The organism is Melioribacteraceae bacterium, from assembly GCA_035362835.1.
Classification (GTDB): Bacteria; Bacteroidota; Ignavibacteria; order Ignavibacteriales; family Melioribacteraceae; genus DSXH01.
Genome location: DAOSDY010000003.1, coordinates 115,771 through 134,682, shown reverse-complemented (window position 1 = coordinate 134,682; position 18,912 = coordinate 115,771). Strand labels below are relative to the sequence as shown.

Here is an 18,912-nt window from a genome sequence, read left to right as displayed (position 1 = left end):
ATAATGAACTACGAACTTGATGATCTCGATCTGAAATACGATTCTCCTTCCAAAGTTGAAAAAGGTCAGGAGGAGGTTGAAGAAGGGCTCTGGGAAAAACTTGAACGGGTGGGAAAAAAAATAAGCTTTGCAAAAGATATAAAAGCGCTCTACCGTTACATGCGAGACAAGTATGTTCCGTGGTACCGAAAGTCGATTGTTATTGGTGCGTTGATCTATTTTATAAGCCCTATTGATGCCGTACCGGACCTCGCTCCGTTGATCGGATACCTGGACGATCTAGGAGTTGTAACAGCGGTTCTGAAATTTATGGGAAGTGAATTAATTCCCTATTACGAATAATCTTTTAATCCGATTGATTGATGCCGGATGCCGCATACTGGGAATCCGCGGGATCCGGTTTTATTAATTAATGGATTTTGATCATTCATCCGCGAGGCTGACGTGAAAACAAATATTACTTTATTCTCTCTATCCTTCCTTTCAATAATTCTCCTCTTCGGATGCAGTGCGGCAAATTATCCTCCGCTTGATGTTGTTAAAAAGGTTGATATCGACCGTTACCTCGGCAAGTGGTACGAAATTGCGCGGCTTCCATTCAGTCAGCAGGAAGGATGCAGCTGCACCACAGCAGAATACGAACTGATCGATTCTACAACAATCCGTGTAATCAACAAATGCATAAAAGAAGGTGAACTTGACGACGCAACAGGAAAAGCATTTGTTGTTGAGGGGAGTAACAATGCAAAACTCCGCGTTCAATTCTTCTGGCCTTTCCGCGGCGATTACTGGGTGATAGAGCTTGACGAAGAGAATTACCAGTATGCTATTGTGGGTACACCTAGCAGAAAATATTTGTGGATTCTTTCCCGGACACCGAGAATGGATGAAGAGATTTATAATTCGTTAATTAAGAAAGCAGGCGATAAAGGTTTTGATATTAGTAAATTGATCAGAACTGTTCAGGACTGCTCGAATTAAAATAATTCCACCAGTCGTTTAACAACCTAACCGGATCTAAGATGAAGAGTGCTGCGCTGTTACTTTTAATCTTTTTATTCCAGAATTTTCAGGCGCAGTCTCTTAATTCAATACCGCCGGGGACAAAACTGATTAACGGTTATACTGCGGAAATTGAAGGCGAGAACCTTCCCTACCGCTCTTCTTATCCCGAATATGCCAGGGTAGCTTTGCTGACAAGGGTAACCGACGGCAATAAAATAATCTGCTGGGAAACCGATGTAATACCCAACACTTCAGAAAATTTTCTCTATATCTACTGGCTCGGAGGCCATTCAAGCGGAACAAGTAAAGCCGACCGCAATTTTGATCTTTCAATAAACGGCGAAAAAATACTGACTTTCATTACGCCGATGAAGCGAAAGGTTCCATTCAGCTGGAATTACAAAGGGAAAAACAACATCGAGCTTTTTTTTGATGCTGTTAAGCAGGATGCGGTTGATGACGTTTTCGGCAATGTGTATCTCAAGATTCCAAACGGAGTATATCCCGCAGGTAGAAAATTGAGAATCTCTGTCGCCGGGCAAAATGAGAATAGTCCCGATTGGTATATGACTTTCAAATATTCATATAAGGAAAAAATTGACATCTCGCCGATTCCCGCAATCATCAGACAAGATGGAAAACTTTTCCGGGCGATAAATATTAAGGTTGACCATATCGGCAATCCATCCGAACTTGTTGTTAATGCCGATAATAAAGTTTATAAATTTCGGATTGAGAAAGGATTCAACGATTTTGATCTTACAATCAATAATAATGATAGTGAGACTGAACTTACAATAGACGCAGAGATCAAAAATTTTATAAGAAAGAAGCAGAGAATTAAACTAAAACCGACCTCACAAAGAGAGATTCATTTAATTAGTCATTCTCACAGCGATATCGGTTATTCCAATCTCCAGGAGGAGGTTATTCAGATTCAGAATAAAAACATTGATGATGCTCTTAAGTATATTGAAAAGTCTGAACGCTATCCAGATGAAGCTAGATATAAATGGAATATTGAATCGCTATGGGCATTGGAAAATTATTTAAGTGAAGCACCGGAAGGTCAAAAAGCAAAATTAATACGAGCAATCAAATCCGGTTCAATCGGATTGTCCGCTCTTTACTCACACAACTTAACAGGAATTACAAAACCGGAGGAATTCGACTGGCTGATTGAATACTCGAAGAGAATCGAGAAGGAATTTGGACTTGATATTTCTAACGCAATGATAACCGACATACCCGGAATTAACTGGAGCTTAATTGCAACGCTTACAAAAAACGGAATAAAATATTTCTCAAGCGGACAAAATTATTTCACAGGTACATTCGGCGGGGGCGACCGGGTAGGGCATTCAAACTATGCATGGGGCGATAAACCTTTCTACTGGCAATCGCCCGATGGTAAAGGTAAAGTCCTTTTCTGGATGGCAGGACGGGGATATTCATACTTTCACAGTTTCGGTCGGGGGGACTTATTCCGCAGAGGTAAGGAACATATTTTTAATTATCTGAATGATCTTGATTCAACAAAATACCCATATGATATAATTCAGCTCCGTTATTCAATTCGCGGCGATAACGGTCCAACCGACAGCACGCTATCGGATTTTGTGAAGCAGTGGAACGAAAAATACTATTCTCCAAAAATAATTTTATCGACTGTTGATTCTATGTTTAAGAAATTTGAATGGCGTTACGGATCAAAGCTTGGCTTAGTAAGAGGTGAGTTTAATCCTTACTGGGAAGATGGAGCCTACTCCACGGCTCACGAGGAGAATTTAAATCGGCTTGCTGCGGACCGGATAGTTCAGTATGGGATACTTTCTGCAATAATCAATCCCCGGATGTACGATTCCCTTTCGGCTTATGAAGCACGAAAAAATGTAGTTTTATTTCACGAGCACACATGGGGGGCGTGGAATAGTATTTCCGAACCTGATAATCCGTTTGTAATACAACAGTGGAATTACAAATCCGGATTTGCATACCGGGCAGACCGGCAGTCAAAATCTTTGTTGGAGAAATTATTATCATCGGTCCGTAATGACAATTCCGGTTATGTATCTGTATTCAATACATGTTCCTGGGAAAGAAGCGATATTGCATATATCGACAGCAGTATAGCCGGATCCGGCAATTCAGTTGCCGACGAGAACTTGAACCCGGTCCCGTCACAATTGTTGAGCGACGGACGGATTGCATTCCTGGCTGATAAAATTCCTCCCCTTGGTTCAAGAATATTTAAGATTGTAAAACAAGAAAGAAACAACGTCACAGAAAATTATGATGACCAGCAATTATTATTGGATCTTAACGGTAAGGGTAGGATAAAAAACCTGTATTGGAATTCCCTCCCGCTGTTAGACCCTCAATCCTTGTATGGATTTAACTCTGTTCTCTATGTACCCGGGAAAAATCCTAAGGATTTTATTCAAGATACAATTTCAGAATGCAAAATGATTGAAGACGGTTTGCTGCTAACCCAGTATAAGATCAGGTCTTATGTTCAGGGTGCCGATTCAATTATTAAAAAGATTACCCTTCTAAAACCGTTTGACAAAGTGATGGTAAATAATGTTATCTATAAAAAAAGTGTGCGTGAAAAAGAATCTGTGCACCTTGCATTTCCTTTCTCGATATCTAATCCAAGGATACGATACGATATCGGCCGGACTTATATTCAACCGGACAGCATGCTTATTGATGGAGCTAATAAGGATTTCTTTTCAGTCAATAAGTGGATTGACATTTCGAATGGAAGAAATGGTATTACATTATTCCCTATGGAATCATCTTTATTCGAAATCGGGGATCTTGTTGATGAGGACAATTCCAGCGGATCAAAAATCTGGAAAAATACATTTACAAATTCTTCAGCTATTTTTGCATATGTAATGAATAATTACTGGCATACAAATTATAAAGCCGATCAATCGGGAAAAACAGAATTCAATTTTTTAATCAGCCCGCATAATAATTTTGATGAGATTGAAGCATATAGAACAGGAACCGGTTATCAATCGCCATTGGTTGTTTCAACAGCGAATAAAGATGCTGAAGCAATAAGTCTGTTTAGTTTATCTTCACCCTCAGTAATTCTAAGCAGTATTACACCCCAAAAGAAATCACTGATTTTAAAATTATTTAATGTAAGCAGGTTAAGCACTTCGAGTAAGATTATTTGGAATTCATTTAATCCGGAAAAATTGTTCATTGTAAAAGATGGGGAAGAATTCCAGATTAATGGCAATTCCGAGATTTCATTCAATCCGTTCGAAGTAATTACAATAAGAGCCGAATATGATCAGGGGAATTAAATATTAATAGCTTATTGAGTGAGTAAAAAAAAATCATTAAGTTGCCCGCACTTCCGATACGGCTAAATAATTACTCTCATAAAAATACCGGCATTTAAGTCCGGTTGTTTAATTTAAAGGAGAAAGTTATGACGGAACTATCATCCTTATGGCTGCCGATTTTAGTTTCGGCAATTACAGTATTTATTGTAAGCTCAATAGTACACATGGTACTTCCATGGCATAAAGGGGAATATCCGAAGATACCGGATCAGGATAAAGTGATGGACGTTCTAAGACCGTTCAACATTCCTCCGGGAGAATATATGGTTCCGCGCGCGGGAAGCATGGCGGAAATGAAATCACAGGAGTATAAAGACAAACTGAATAAAGGTCCTGTAATGATTGTAACCGTTCTACCGAACGGGGAAAGGGGTATGGGAAAGTATTTCCTTCTCTGGTTTATCTACTCAATTGTTGTGGGAATCTTCGCGGCATACATTGCCGGGCGCGCACTTCCGCCCGATGCGCATTATCTGCAGGTATTCAGATTCGTAGGGGCCTCTGCTTTCATGGGATATTCATTCGCTTACTGGCCGATGCATATCTGGTATCATAAATCCTTCAGGTCAACATTAACTTCTACTATCGACGGCTTGATCTATGCTTTGTTTACCGCAGGTGTTTTCGGCTGGCTCTGGCCGGTCTAAACTTTAATTCCCCTGTATCCCCCTGGCAAATCCAGAGGGATACAGGAAAAGGTAAAAATCATTTACTTATTATTCCCACCCATCCGCCGCCCGGCGCAAGATGAATGTTCAGTTTTGTTTTATTGTTTATGTTTTGAATCAGCAATTTATAATCGTTCGCATTACGGTCGGCATTAATTCCATCCTGCCAGATTTTAATTTTAAAATCTCCGTCAGGCAAGAATGAAAAATCAATTGTTAAATCTCGCGGAGTCCAGTTTGTAATTGCACCGATATACCATTGATTTTTAGACTGCCGGGCAATCAAAATATACTCGCTGATTACCGCATCTAGAACTTTAGTATCATCCCAGACTGTTGGAACTTTAGAAAGAAATTCCATGCATTCAGGTTCTTTGTAATAATGGGTTGGATTATCCGCCAGCATCTGAAGCGGGCTTTCGAATACAACATACATCGCAAGCTGATGAGCACGTGTTCCCTGACTCATAGGCACAGTGAAAATCGGTTTGAACGATTGGTTAGTTGCATTGATCATTGCACCCGGTGTATAATCCATTGGTCCTGCGAACATTCTAATAAAAGGCAAAGTAACAGCCATCCATGGATTAGCTTTGTCGCTCCATTTACTCTGCTCCAATCCTAATACACCCTCGCTTGTAATTACGTTAGGATAGGTACGATACAGTCCGGTCGGTTTATAAGCCCCGTGAAAATTTACAAGCAATTTTCTTTTTGCAGCTTCTTCAGCAACTTTGTAATAGTAATTTACCATCCACTGGTCGTCCCGCTGCATGAAGTCAACTTTAATGCCCTTAATGCCCCATCTAGAAAATAGATCCATTGCCTCCGTAAACTGGTCGTCGAGTGTCTTCCAACTCATCCAGAGAATTATTCCCACATTTTTTTTATTGCCGTAATCGACAAGTTCTTCAATATTTATGTCCGGAGACTGCTGCAGCAGATTGCCGAGTTTGTACCAGCCTTCATCAAGTATAATGTATTCGATATCGTACTTCGAAGCAAAATCGATAAAATATTTATATGTATTGTTGTTCACGCCGGCGCGGAAATCGACACCGTATATGTTGTTGTAATTCCACCAGTCCCAGGCAACTTTGCCCGGTTTCACCCATGAAAAATCGGAACCTGGATCAGACGGCTTAGCAAGCTTGTAAACAATTGTATTTGTTATAAGATCGCCGTCATTTTCAGAGAAAGCAACAATTCTCCACGGAAAATTTCTCTTACCGGAGGTCTCGGCCATATAATCTTTCCGTTCAACAACATAAACGTCACGGTCGTTTCTCACCGTATCCCGGGCGGGATAGTATGGGAATATTCCCTTGAGGCTATTCGGATTTTCATCGGAACCGGAAAGATAAAGTCCGGGATAATCTTCCAGGTCGGATTCTGTAATGACTGCTTTAATACCGTTTTCCAGATTAACGAGAGCAGGGAGGGAGCAAAATCTTTCCGATGTTACTTCACTCAATTTTAACGGAAGATATAATCTTTCCGAGTGGGACATAAAACTCTTTTCTTCCGGAAATAGAATCTGGTAATCCCTGCCGAAATTAAATTCAGCCAATTCAGATTTAATTCTGATTTTTTCATTTAATTCCGTCCGGAATCTGTAGGCAACGGCATCATCATAAACTCTGAAAATAATTTTATAGCCCCCGGCAAACGAAAGTAAAAGTTCATTGCAGAAATTCTGAATCGATTCATATTTCTGTTTTACAACGGGTTTCAAAGTTTCATCAATTAATCTTGTGCTGCTTCCGGTCAGCACGGGATTAGATCCTAAAAGTTTACCGTCATACAATTCTAAAGATATTCCGGAATTGCCAACCAACGTAAACCCATTCTTCAAGACCGAAAAACTTACTCCATTATCTACATTCACATTCAACTGCAATCTGCCCTTGGGTGAATCGACTCTGAATTCTTCTGCCGACAGAATTGAAACAGCAGCAAACATTATAAGCAAAAATTTTGCTTTCATAGATCACCGTACTTTTAATGATGTTAATTACCGGAATATTTAAAAAGTCCGAAACCCGAAATGGCAGGATTCATCCTGGATTCGTCAATCACAATTCGAATCCGCTTTGCAGTAACAGGTTCAAATCTTAAAAGTCGTTTGTAACCGACCGTAGTTCCTTCGGAAAATTTTTCCCATTCATTTCCATTCCAGTATTCCAGAATGAATCTCTCGATTCTCTGTCCTACTCTAATCTCCTCCTGAAGCATAACCACATCGAAAGTTGCTTTGTCTGTTAGTTCAATTTCAATTACCAGTTTAGTATTCTCTTCGCCGGCAAGCCAATAGCCATTTTTACCGAAAAAATTATTCTTGGTCTGAATTGCTTCACCCGCAACTTTTATCATTGATTTATCAGAATAATCATTATTAAAAGTCCGGTCTACAACACCCTTAAGTCCAATAAGATTTTTTACATCATTCTGATGGATCAGACCTCTTTTGTCAGGCGGAACATTCAACAGAAAGACACCGTTCTTTCCAACAGAATTGAAATAGATATCAACAAGTTTATCAACAGATTTAACTAGCGAGTCCTGCGACGGATGATAAAACCAACCGGGCCGGATTGAAACATCGGTTTCCGCCGGATACCAGAAAAGTAAATCAGCATCAGAAATTTTCTTTCTGCTTCCGAGATCATAATCGGTCATATCGCCCGGCTTATAAATTTCATCCAGCGAATAAGATCCAAACGGAAATTTCTTCTTAATCACCGGATCGATCTTGAGCGGAATAACACTCCATTCGGTATCCCTGCCATAACCTGTCTCGGTACCGACCCACCTTAGATCCGGCGACATTCCGAAAATTACTGCCCCGGGCTGAAGCTCTCTTATTAATCTGTAATATGCCTGCCAGTCGTAAACCTGTTTTTTCCCGTTTGGGCCTTCACCGCATGCGCCGTCGAACCAGACTTCCGTTATCTCACCGTATTCAGTCAGGAGTTCTCTAAGCTGATTAAGGAAGTATTGATTATACTTTGGTGAATCACCGTAGTCCGGATTGTTTCGATCCCACGGGGAAAGATAGAGACCTACTTTCAGACCGTATTTCCTGCAAGCATTAACAAACTCTCGTACTACATCACCTTGGCCGTTTTTCCACGGACTGTTTTTAACACTGTGATTGGTGAATTTACTGGGCCAGAGACAGAACCCGTCGTGATGTTTTGCCGTGAGAATGGCAAGCTTCATTCCCGCATCTTTAAAAGTTTTTGCCCACTGCTCTGCATCGAGCTCAGAAGGATTGAACAATGCCGGGTCTTCCGTTCCCTCTCCCCATTCCCTGTCGGTAAAAGTATTTATTCCGAAGTGAACAAAAGCAATGAACTCGAGTTTCTGCCAGTCGTATTGCTGCTGCTTCGGAACTACAAAAGCTGCTTTGCGAACAATCTCCTGTTCCGAATCCGATTTGTTGATTACGGCAAAGTGAGAGGAGTTTGTGAGCGGATTTGATTGAGCCAACAGAAATGAGTTAAAAACTAAAATGATGAAGAATATTTTTTTCATATGAATTATATCGATTTTTTTAATTAGATAAAATTTATTTATAGTGACAGAGTATATGATCCGGTATTAGCTGCTTTTTCCATCCTCCCCCTTCAACCGAAACTTTAAGATCGTCTCCCCCTGTCTTTTCAAAATACTCGACAAGTATGGAATGATAACCTTTAGAGAGTGCAATAGATCCTTCCTTCTCCTGCATTCCGTGAAGCCCGTCGTTATCAACTATAAGTTTACCGTCAATGAAAAGTCTGCTTCCATCGTCCGAATCCGTATAAAATGTATATACATCATCCGCAGGGACAGAAATATATCCGGTAAACTGAAAACCGAAATATTCAACTTGATTACGCGGTGAGAAATTGAAATTATCTAAATATCCCTCTTTCACCGGAATGAGTGAATTGAATTCGGGAATTGAATCCCAGTTCCCTTCAAAATACTTATAACTAATTCCTTGAGCCGGGTTATTAATACTTTGGGATTTTGCGGGCAGCACCCGTTCAAAATTTGCGCGTGAAGTACCGCTTACAGGTTTTCCGTTTCTAAAACACCGAGCAGAAACTTCAGCCGATTCTTTCAACACAATTCCGTTAGAGTAAAGTCTTGAATTCAGGTCAGGAACAGTCCCGTCGAGTGTATACCTAATCTCAACGTTAGGCCGTTCGGTCTTAAGACTGACTGTTAATGATTCTATAAAAATAAAATTATCACTAACAATTACAGGAGGATGACTTACGTCCTCCTTTCCTTCCACATCAAGAATCACAACGCTGTTATTTCCATCAGGCGCATTCTCAGGCAGCTGGATAATTATTGCGTCTTCATTTCTCTGAACAGGAAGCAGATTTTTTCTTTTATCTCCGAGCAGATACGACATAAGCGGTTTATTGTAAATACCGGGTATTATCAGTTTCCCGTCCGAAGGCCAGTCGAATACATGAAGATAAAGTCTGGTATTATTACCGATCCTCTTTTTTGTAGCTCGGCCCCATTCAAGTTTTGCAAAGGGACTGGCTTCGGTGCCGTAGATCGATTCACCGTAGAGGTTCATCCAGTTACCGATCTCTTTTAAACGTTCAATACTTTCAGGAGGGAATATTCCTTCCGAAGTAGGGCCAATATTCAAAAGAAAATTTCCCCCTTTCGATGCAACGTCGGCTATCATTCTGATCAGTTCCTGCGAGGATTTAAAATTCTTATCGTTCTTATTATATCCCCAGTGGTCATTCATCGTCATGCAGGTCTCCCAGTCAACGCCCGGCAATCCGGTAGCTGGAATCTGTTGTTCGGGAGTACCGAAGTCCCCCCCGAATTCACCTTCCCTTGTAGTCCCCTCCATACCGCTTCTTCCAACACCCACCCGATTATTAACAATTATATCCGGCTGAAGACTTCTAACATAATTGTAAAGCTCTATTCCGTATTCGGAATTCCATGTTGTCTCCCATTCCCCGTCGAACCATAGAACTCCGATCTCGCCGTAATTGGTCAATAATTCCTTTAACTGGTTTTTCAGATATTGAATAAATCTGGAGAAGTCGGCACCATCCGCTGTACGGTCCTTTTCCCATTCTCTCCTGGGCAGATAATCAGGATGATTCCAATCCATAATTGAGTGATACCAGCAGATCTTAAGCCCGTATTTACGGCAAGCATCGGAAAGTTCTTTAAGTATATCGCGCTTAAACGGTGTGGACATTACATCAAACTCTGTATGATCGGAATCGAACAGGCAGAAACCGTCGTGATGCTTCGAAGTAATAACAATATACTTCATTCCCGCTTCCTTAGCCATTCTAACCCAATCATCCGCCTTGAATTTAGAAGGGTTGAACTGACCGGCAAGCCGGCTGTAATCTTCAAGCGGAATCTGAGCGGTTGTCCTGATCCATTCGCCGTGGTTTTTGGAATTATTCCACTCGCCGGCCGGAATTGAATATAAGCCCCAATGGATAAACATTCCGAAGCGCGCATCGCGCCACCACTTCATTCTAGCGTTTCTCTCCTCTTTTGTTTCATTTGTAAAATCCTGTGCATTGAATACAGATGAAACGATTAAGATGAGAATAAATAATTTTTTCATAGGGATTTTAATCTGTTTATAAATAGATTTTGAATCGTGATCAGGAAGTTTAACATTCAGTTCTCTTCGCCAAGATAAAATTGTAGTTACGGGAATAAGATAGATCCCGCAATTGCAATCTACAAAACGCCGTTAAAATCCACCCGATTATTTCCTATCTTTACAGAAAATTTTTTGAGGAATAAATGAATTTTGTTGTTAACAAATCCGAGACTGTTTTTCACGGCAAAGTATTCGATGTAAGGGTAGATGAAATTGAGTACAACGGAACAGGCAATAAAAGTTTCCGCCAGGTTGCCGTCCACCCCGGGGGAGCGGTTATAGTCCCTGTTACAAATGAAGGAAAGATAATTTTAATCAGCCAGTACCGTTACCCGCATAACGAAAGAGTGATAGAACTTCCGGCAGGAAAACTTGAAAAAGGCGAAGACCCTTTGAATTGCGCTGCAAGGGAATTAACTGAAGAAACAGGCTACAGCGCCGGGGAAATTGTTAAACTCGGAAAAATTTTCACTACACCCGGTTTTTGCAACGAGGTATTACACATTTACCTTGCAGAGAATTTGATTCCCGGAGATCATGCGCGCGAAGAGGGCGAAGAGGATATTCAATTGCTGGAACTCTCCGTAGAAGAAATCGATGAAAAAATAAGATCCTGCGAGATAGTAGACGGGAAGACAATCAGTGGAATCTACTTTTACAAATTGAAACGTAAATGAGATGTGTAAGCATCAAAAATGAAAAACTTATAGAAAACTATATGTTAATCAAAAACTCTTTAACAAAGAATTAACCTTGATATTTGTATTCGTCACTCGTTTACCAGTTCATCAAGTTCAACTTTATGCAGATGAGTAATTTTCCGGCCTAAAAATCTTTCGGCTATTTCCTTAAATCTGGAAGGAATATCACTAACATAAAACTCTCTTTTACCGATCTGGTTGGAAATATTCCTCAATCCCCTTCCGTTTAGATATTCCTCCACAAGATGAGCCGCGGGAGTACCGGAATCCACCAGCTTAACACTTTTACCCATTACTTTCTGAATTACATCCGCGAGGATCGGATAATGAGTGCATCCGAGTACAAGGCTGTCAATCTTTTTAGATTTAAGTTCGGTCAGGTATTCTCTCGCGATCAGCTCGGTTGCTTTATGATCGATCCATCCTTCTTCGGCTATCGGAACGAAGAGAGGACATGCTTTTTCAAATACTTTTAATTTAGGATTAAGCTTCTTCAATTCCTGTGAATAAGCTTTATTATTAATAGTTGCATTTGTACCTATAACGCCGATTTTACCATTTCCAGATTCCCTAAGAGCGAGTTTAGAGCCCGGCTCAATCATTCCGATAACCGGGATAGTAAGAAATCTTTTCAGTTCTTTTAACGCTACCGATGAAGCCGTATTGCATGCCACAACCATCAGTTTAATATTTTTTCTTAATAAGAAGTTGGCTGCCTGAATAGAGTATTCAACAACTGTATCATTTGATTTAGATCCGTACGGGACGCGGGCAGTATCCCCGAAGTAGACTATATTTTCATTAGGCAGCAACTGTGAAACTGCTTTAACAACTGTTAAACCGCCGATGCCTGAATCGAAAAAACCGATCGGATTTGTTCTATCCATAAAATTCAATTTATCACCTATAGCATTTCGTTTATTGTTTCTGTTAATTCAAGAGTAATTAGCTGGTAATCGTTGGGAGAGATTTTTTTTCTGTTCCTGTCGAGTATGTAAAATGAATCTACAATGCCGTCCTCCTTTGTATTAATCTTGGCAAAGTAAATTCCGAGTCCGAGCTCATTCATTTTTTTTGTTATCTGGTATAGAAGGCCGAGTCGATCCGGAGAATAAATATCTATTATCGTGTATTTGTCATGCTTCTCGAAAGCAATTTTAATTTTACCTTTCCGTTTAAATAGTTTATTCTCTATCCGCCACCATTTCGATTTTATTTTGCTGAATTCTTTTGTAATCTGAAGCTGGTTATCGATTGTAAGATCAAGATCATTCCGGATCTTTTCGAAGCGGGATTCATTTACAACCGATCCGGTTCTGAAATCCGTTACGTTGAAGCTATCAATCACAATTCCGTCTTTGCGAGTAAATATTTTTGCGTCGTGAATATTCAGGTCGTTGATAGAAAGCGTTCCGCAGAGCCTCGAGAGAAGCGCCTCGGAATCCCTTGTAATTACGGTTACCGAAGTATATCCGCCTTCCTCTTTGAAGAAGACAGAAACCGGCGATCCTTTCTCGATCTCCTCAATGTGTTTATTAATTTCATCCTGAGTAAAATGCTGAAGATATCCGAGGTCGTCGATCGATTCTATATGACTCTTGAACGATTCGTCATCTGAGAATCCGGATTCCTTCATAATGTCCTGAACACTTGAAGAAAGAAGCTCGTGCCCGCTGATACGGTCATCGATCATGGTTTTGGTTTTTCTGTAGAGTTCGTGAAGAAGGTCGCTCTTCCATTGAGTCCAGACAACCTGAGAAACCGCGGAGAGATCTGCATATGTAAGAAGATATAGAAGGTCGATCCATTCCGAATTCGGGAATTGGATTGCAAAATTATTGAGGGTTGATGGGTCATTCAGGTTTCTACGGAATGCAACCTGTTCCATAACAAGATGCATCCTTACAAGGAACTGGACAGTTTGAATCTCCTTCTGATCGTATCCCAGCCGCTCCATAACCGAATTGGCTATTTCAGCACCGATGATTTCATGACCGGAAATAGAAATCGGTTTTGCGATATCATGGAACAGAACTGCAAGATAAAGAATATCTTTCCTGTCGAGAGTTCTAAACATTTTAGCCAGCTGCGAATTTTCAAGTGAAAGATGCTCAAGGTTTTTCAAGGCGATAAGTGTATGCTCATCAGCGGTATAGCAATGGTAAACACCCGGCTGAAAAAATCCAACAAGCTCTTTAAACTCCGGCATAAAAGCACCGAGCACACCAAGCTCGTTCATCACCTCGAGAGTTTTGGCTACATTCTTCGGCAGATTGAGAATTTCACGGAAGAAAACGGACGACTGGTGTTCCAGATTCTGCGTTTCTTCAAGATCAATTACGGTTTCGATAATATTCGAACGGAGGTTTTCATCGAAGCGGGCATCGTTAATACACCTGTAATAAAATGCCCTCATAATAGATGAAAGAGTCAATCCGGATTTGGAAGTCAGTGATATTACACCGTTCTTAATCGAATAGTCGTCGTCGAGCTCAATAGCAAGATAGTCGGAAACCTGATCTGAGATTTCCTCCTGGAATCTTTTCATCATAGTGCGTGAAAACCGTTTTATAACATTCGAAGATTCAAAATACTTTTTCATATACGGATGCCAGCCATCGGCTGGGTATCCAAGAGCGACAGCAATCTTTTCCTGATAAATAAATTCGAGCCGGTCGTTTTTATGTCCGGATATCAAATGCAGAAGATTCCTGGTACTTAGAATGTATTTATAACTATCCTGAAGCCGTGCAACGGCGCGGGGTAGAAGAATCTTATTCTTTTTCATTTCTAGAAGGAAGACCTCAGTTTGAGAAATCTCCTCCTGATTCGAAAGAAAGAGATCGTGCCATATCGAATAGATCCATTCAATAACCTGAAGATCCCTTAGAGCGCCGGCTGTATATTTCACGTTCGGTTCAAGTACCTTGGCTGAATCCCCGAACTTCTGGTAACGTAATCTTATATCCTCAAAAAATTCCAAGATCAATTCTTTTTTATGCTCTTTTGTAAGAGGTTTGAAAACTCTCTTATTCCATTCATTATATACTCTTGCACTGCCAAGAATAAAACGTGTTTCCAGAAATTGGGTGTAAGCGTGGAGATCCGTATTCAGAAATTTTTCTATGTCGGAATACTCCCGGATTGTATGAGAGACTTCAATACCTGCATCCCATAATCTTGTAACCGATTCTTTAATAAGGTCGTCGTTGCCCTCAACCTTATCGAAAATGAACATTATATCGATATCCGAGAAGGGGGAGAGTTCTCTTCTGCTGAAACTTCCGACGGAGGCAACCGCACAGTTTAATTTAATCCCTTTAAGAACTTTGGTTATGTATTCCTCTACGAGTACGGAATACGTGATACAGAATTTAAATGGATCTTTAAGGAGATCGGGGTCATTAAAGACCCTGTCTCTATCGTCAAAATATTTTTCTTTAATTTTGATCGGATCCATACTCAATTACTTTTTCAATACAAAGAGGGGTTTGAAAAATCAAACCCCTTCAATCATTTTTATTATTCTGAATTAGATCTTGGCAAATTTTGCCTGGAAGAATCTTAGGTATTTCGGTTCATAAACCATTTTCAAACCTTTAATTTTCTTTCTTTCTTCATAGACCTGAGCAATCGACTCAACCATAACATCGATATGAGCCTGAGTATAAACTCTTCTCGGGAAAGTAAGACGAACAAGTTCAAGTTTGGGATAACGGTGTTTACCGGTCTCAGGATCGCGTCCTGCCGATACAATTCCTCTCTCCATTCCTCTCACACCGCTGTCCTCGTAAATTTCGGCAGCAAGTGTTTGCGCGGGGAAAAGATCCTGTTTCAGATGAGGTAAAAATCTCTTAGCATCAAGGAATATAGCGTGACCGCCGAAAGGATAAACCATCGGGATGCCGTACTTCTCGAGCTGGTTACCGCAGTATTCAATCTGTCCAATTCTCGCACGGATATTATCATACTGAACCATTTCCTCAATACCGCGAGCCATTGCTTCCATATCGCGCCCTGCAAGTCCGCCGTAAGTATGCAGACCTTCATAAACAACAACCATATTGCTTGTTTCTTCGAAGACTTTCTTATTTCGCGTAGCAAGGAAACCACCGATGTTAACCATCAGGTCTTTCTTAGCGCTCACCCAGAGTCCGTCGAAGTTTGAGCACATTTCTTTAAGAATGAAGGCAATCGTTTTATCCTCAAATCCTTTTTCACGTGTTTTTATATAATAGGCATTTTCCGTTGCGCGTGTAGCATCGAACCAGAGTTTCACGCCGTATTTATCAGTAAGTTTTTTTACCGCGCGGAGATTCTCCATAGAGAAAGGCTGTCCGCCCGCCATATTAACGGGACCTGCCATACTAACGTAAGGAATTTTCTTAGCGCCGACTTTTTTGATAAGGTCTTCGAGTTTCTGAAGATCAATATTTCCCTTGAAAGGATGCCTGTTCTGGGAATCGTGGGCTTCATCTATAATGACATCTACGAAAGTACCGCCGGCAAGCTCCTGATGAAGACGGGTTGTGGTAAAGTACATATTGCCCGGGATATAATCGCCGGGTTTAATCATAGCTTTGGATACAAGGTGTTCGGCACCGCGGCCCTGATGAGTAGGTACGAGATAAGGCATTCCGTAGTATTTCTTAATATTATCCCACAGGTAATAGAAATTTCTGCTGCCTGCGTAAGCTTCGTCGCCAAGCATCATACCTGCCCACTGATAATCGCTCATTGCGTTAGTGCCGCTGTCAGTTAAAAGATCAATATACACATCTGCGGATTTTAAGAGGAATGTATTGTAGCCTGCCTGTTTGGCGGCTTTCTCGCGGTATTCCCTGTTTGTCATTTTAATCGGCTCAACCATTTTTATTTTGAACGGTTCAGCCCAGCTTCTTTTAATAATTTTCTTTGCCATGTTAACTCCAGAATAAATTTATAATTAATGATTTATATAACTAATTGATTGAAAATGGAGTTAATTCAGGTCAAACAAATTTCTTTTTCAATTTTTTTCTTCTCTGTTCTGCGATTATTTCGGAGTAGATTCCTCCGCGCGTATTAAACTTTGCTGTAATTTTCATGTAACGGGGTTTGCAGACTTTTACAAGATCGTTCAATATTCTGTTTGTAACGGCTTCGAAGTAGATACCGTCGTTCCGGAATGACTGCAAATAAAATTTATAGCTCTTCAGTTCAACACAGATTTTCTCGGGTATATATTCAAGTACAATAGTAGCGAAATCTGGTTGACCGGTAACGGGACATAGGGATGTAAATTCCGGTGCCGTATGAATAATTGTGTAATCCCTTTCCGGATTCGGATTGGGAAAAGTAACAAGTATTTTTGTTTTCGAATCCATATTCAACTCAGATATTTTTGCAATTAATTTACTGCAAACAATTTATAAAGAGTAATCCCGGTAATCCGGTTTCACCTTATAGGGTATCGGATCTTCTACGCCAGCCTGCTGGAAACCGCGGAGACGGAAAGCGCAGCTGTCGCACACACCGCATGCTTCATCCTCACTTTGATAACACGACCACGTAAGATGTAGCGGAGCTTTCAATTCAATCCCCTTCTTCACAATATCAGCTTTCGAAAAATTTATAATAGGGGTTAAAATTTTAATTTTAGTTTCCGGTTTCGTACCTAGATCAACCATTTTTTCGAATGCTTCATAAAATTGCGGGCGGCAATCGGGGTAGCCGGAAGCATCTTCATAAACAGCGCCTATGAAGATCGCTTCAGCACCAATTACTTCGGCCCAGCTTACACACGCACTCAAAATATTAGCGTTTCTAAAAGGAACATAGGAACTCGGCACATCATGACTTTGAAGATCGGCCTTTGTTACTTCGATTGATTTATCCGTCAATGAAGAGCCGCCAATCTTTGCGAGATGCCCGAAATCGATTACCATTTTTTTTTCAGAACGATAGTAATCGGCAATGTCATGAAAAGCTTTTAATTCACGTGACTCGGTCCTTTGACCGTAATTAACATGAATAAACGCCAGATTATAATGTTCGCTTGCAATTGCAGCGGTAACGCAGCTATCCATTCCCCCGCTCACAGCAACCACAGCCAGCTTATCTTTATTCATATAATCCATATAAATGCATGCTAAAAATAGTAAAATCATCACTACTCCTGAAATAAAAAGAATCCGGTGAGACCTATATAACCTTCTTTTTCAGGAGATAATAGAGTACAGCGGCCAGTATAGCGCTAATAATCGAAGAAAACAGGAATGGAACAAGGGAGCCGAAATGATCCCAGAGAAATCCGGCAAAAAAAGAACCGGCCATAATTCCGAAACTTCCAAGTGTTGTCACAGCTCCGATTGCGGTTCCCCTAAAATGATCCGGAACAATATCCGAGATCCATGCTTTAGATATTCCTTCGGTGGCTCCGGCATAAATTCCATAAAGACCGAAGAGTAAAAAATTCAAGTAAACATCACCGCTAATTCCAAATCCGAGATAAACGATTGAAAAAATCAGAAGTCCTGTTATGAAAATTTGAGGTTTGCCGAATCTGTCCGAAAGCTTTCCGAGCGGATAGGAGACCGACGCATAAATAATATTATAGAAAATATATCCGGATAAGGCCCAATGATCCGACCCGGAAATATTTTTTGTTTTGAGGATTAGAAAAACATCGCTGCTGTTTACAAATGAAAAAACCGTCAGTAGAATTAAAAGCCATTTGAATTCTGCAGCCGAATCCCGCCAGAACTTTTTTATTGAGATTGGTTGAATTGGAGAAGTGTATGCGACTGTTTTATCATTTACGCTAAGAGCAAAGATAACTGCAATTAAAGAAGGGATAACCGCTATCATGTATATCAGGACATAATCACCGGTGAAGATATTCAGAAGCACTAGAGCAGTTACAGGTCCGAGCACTGCACCGACAGTATCCATAGCCCTATGGAATCCGAAAATACTGCCTGTATTTCCATTTGAAGCTGATGCAAGAAGAGCATCGCGGGGTGCGGTTCGTATTCCCTTACCAATCCTGTCTGTTACCCTTGAAAAAATCACCGTAATTGTAGAAGGAATAAATCCAGGAATTGGTTTTACAAAAGCGGAGAGTGCATAACCGGTTTTTACAAAGAGTGATCTTTTTCCTGTCTTATCGGATAGGTAGCCGAAGTAACCTTTCAGTAATCCTGCAGTAATTTCCGCAGCACCTTCAATCAGACCAATTAGAGACATCGAAGCCCCGAGTGAAGCCGAAAGGAAAAGTGGAGTTAAAGGGTAGAGCATTTCGCTCGCAAAATCTGTGAAGAGGCTTACGAAGCCGAGTATCCAGACTGTCCGCGGTATTCTGCTTTTCATTAAACAAATCCGGAAATATTTTACAACTTAATTTAACAGATTTTAGTTGACAATTTGAAGACAAGTTTTAACATTAGCGGTAGACAATTCAACAATTGGCAAAGAGCCGCGCCAGAAATTTTCTTTAAACTGCCCGATCAGACAGTTGGAAAATTATTGAA

Annotated in this window: 14 protein-coding genes; 5 read left to right on the top strand and 9 right to left on the bottom strand. The window is 40.5% G+C overall.

Features of this window, described 5'->3' with window-relative positions:
- Positions 1–3 precede the first annotated feature (3 nt).
- From PLZ15_11755 to PLZ15_11740, 4 genes are all read left to right on the top strand, one after another.
- The gene (locus tag PLZ15_11755; protein ID HOI30421.1) at positions 4–342 is read left to right on the top strand and encodes a YkvA family protein; all 339 of its coding nucleotides are present in this window, start codon (positions 4–6) and stop codon (positions 340–342) included.
- Positions 343–444: 102 nt separating this feature from the next.
- The gene (locus PLZ15_11750; GenBank protein ID HOI30420.1) at positions 445–981 is read left to right on the top strand and encodes a lipocalin family protein; all 537 of its coding nucleotides are present in this window, start codon (positions 445–447) and stop codon (positions 979–981) included.
- 41 nt (positions 982–1,022) lie between these two features.
- Positions 1,023–4,331, top strand: coding sequence for a hypothetical protein (locus PLZ15_11745; protein ID HOI30419.1), 3,309 nt, complete (start codon positions 1,023–1,025; stop codon positions 4,329–4,331).
- Between the two features lie 128 nt (positions 4,332–4,459).
- Positions 4,460–5,020: a hypothetical protein gene (locus PLZ15_11740; GenBank protein ID HOI30418.1), complete on the top strand. Its 561-nt coding sequence runs from the start codon at positions 4,460–4,462 to the stop codon at positions 5,018–5,020.
- A gap of 58 nt (positions 5,021–5,078) precedes the next feature.
- Here the strand turns inward: PLZ15_11740 and PLZ15_11735 are convergent, their stop codons facing one another.
- The 3 genes from PLZ15_11735 to PLZ15_11725 are packed head-to-tail and all read right to left on the bottom strand — an operon-like array spanning position 5,079 to position 10,658.
- Complete coding sequence (locus PLZ15_11735; protein HOI30417.1) at positions 5,079–7,028, bottom strand: glycoside hydrolase family 97 protein; 1,950 nt, start codon at positions 7,026–7,028, stop codon at positions 5,079–5,081.
- Positions 7,029–7,051: 23 nt separating this feature from the next.
- On the bottom strand, positions 7,052–8,578 hold the full coding sequence (locus PLZ15_11730; GenBank protein HOI30416.1) for an alpha-L-fucosidase: 1,527 nt from the start codon (positions 8,576–8,578) through the stop codon (positions 7,052–7,054).
- Positions 8,579–8,612: 34 nt separating this feature from the next.
- Positions 8,613–10,658, bottom strand: coding sequence for an alpha-L-fucosidase (locus PLZ15_11725; protein HOI30415.1), 2,046 nt, complete (start codon positions 10,656–10,658; stop codon positions 8,613–8,615).
- A 185-nt stretch (positions 10,659–10,843) separates the two neighbouring features.
- Here PLZ15_11725 and PLZ15_11720 point away from each other — a divergent pair, with 185 nt between their 5' ends.
- Positions 10,844–11,377: an NUDIX hydrolase gene (locus tag PLZ15_11720; protein ID HOI30414.1), complete on the top strand. Its 534-nt coding sequence runs from the start codon at positions 10,844–10,846 to the stop codon at positions 11,375–11,377.
- Positions 11,378–11,469: 92 nt separating this feature from the next.
- Here the strand turns inward: PLZ15_11720 and murI are convergent, their stop codons facing one another.
- The 6 genes from murI to PLZ15_11690 form a co-directional block, all read right to left on the bottom strand.
- Positions 11,470–12,288 carry a glutamate racemase gene (gene murI, locus PLZ15_11715; protein ID HOI30413.1) on the bottom strand — a complete coding sequence of 273 codons (819 nt, stop codon included), beginning with the start codon at positions 12,286–12,288 and terminating at the stop codon, positions 11,470–11,472.
- A 17-nt stretch (positions 12,289–12,305) separates the two neighbouring features.
- Positions 12,306–14,861 carry an HD domain-containing protein gene (locus PLZ15_11710; GenBank protein HOI30412.1) on the bottom strand — a complete coding sequence of 852 codons (2,556 nt, stop codon included), beginning with the start codon at positions 14,859–14,861 and terminating at the stop codon, positions 12,306–12,308.
- A 72-nt stretch (positions 14,862–14,933) separates the two neighbouring features.
- Entirely contained in the window at positions 14,934–16,322 is a 1,389-nt protein-coding gene (locus PLZ15_11705) for a tyrosine phenol-lyase (protein ID HOI30411.1), read from the bottom strand.
- Positions 16,323–16,392: 70 nt separating this feature from the next.
- Positions 16,393–16,767 carry a preQ(1) synthase gene (gene queF / locus PLZ15_11700; GenBank protein HOI30410.1) on the bottom strand — a complete coding sequence of 125 codons (375 nt, stop codon included), beginning with the start codon at positions 16,765–16,767 and terminating at the stop codon, positions 16,393–16,395.
- Between the two features lie 42 nt (positions 16,768–16,809).
- Complete coding sequence (queC, locus tag PLZ15_11695) at positions 16,810–17,550, bottom strand: 7-cyano-7-deazaguanine synthase QueC (protein HOI30409.1); 741 nt, start codon at positions 17,548–17,550, stop codon at positions 16,810–16,812.
- 34 nt (positions 17,551–17,584) lie between these two features.
- The gene (locus PLZ15_11690; GenBank protein HOI30408.1) at positions 17,585–18,751 is read right to left on the bottom strand and encodes an MFS transporter; all 1,167 of its coding nucleotides are present in this window, start codon (positions 18,749–18,751) and stop codon (positions 17,585–17,587) included.
- Positions 18,752–18,912: the final 161 nt, after the last annotated feature.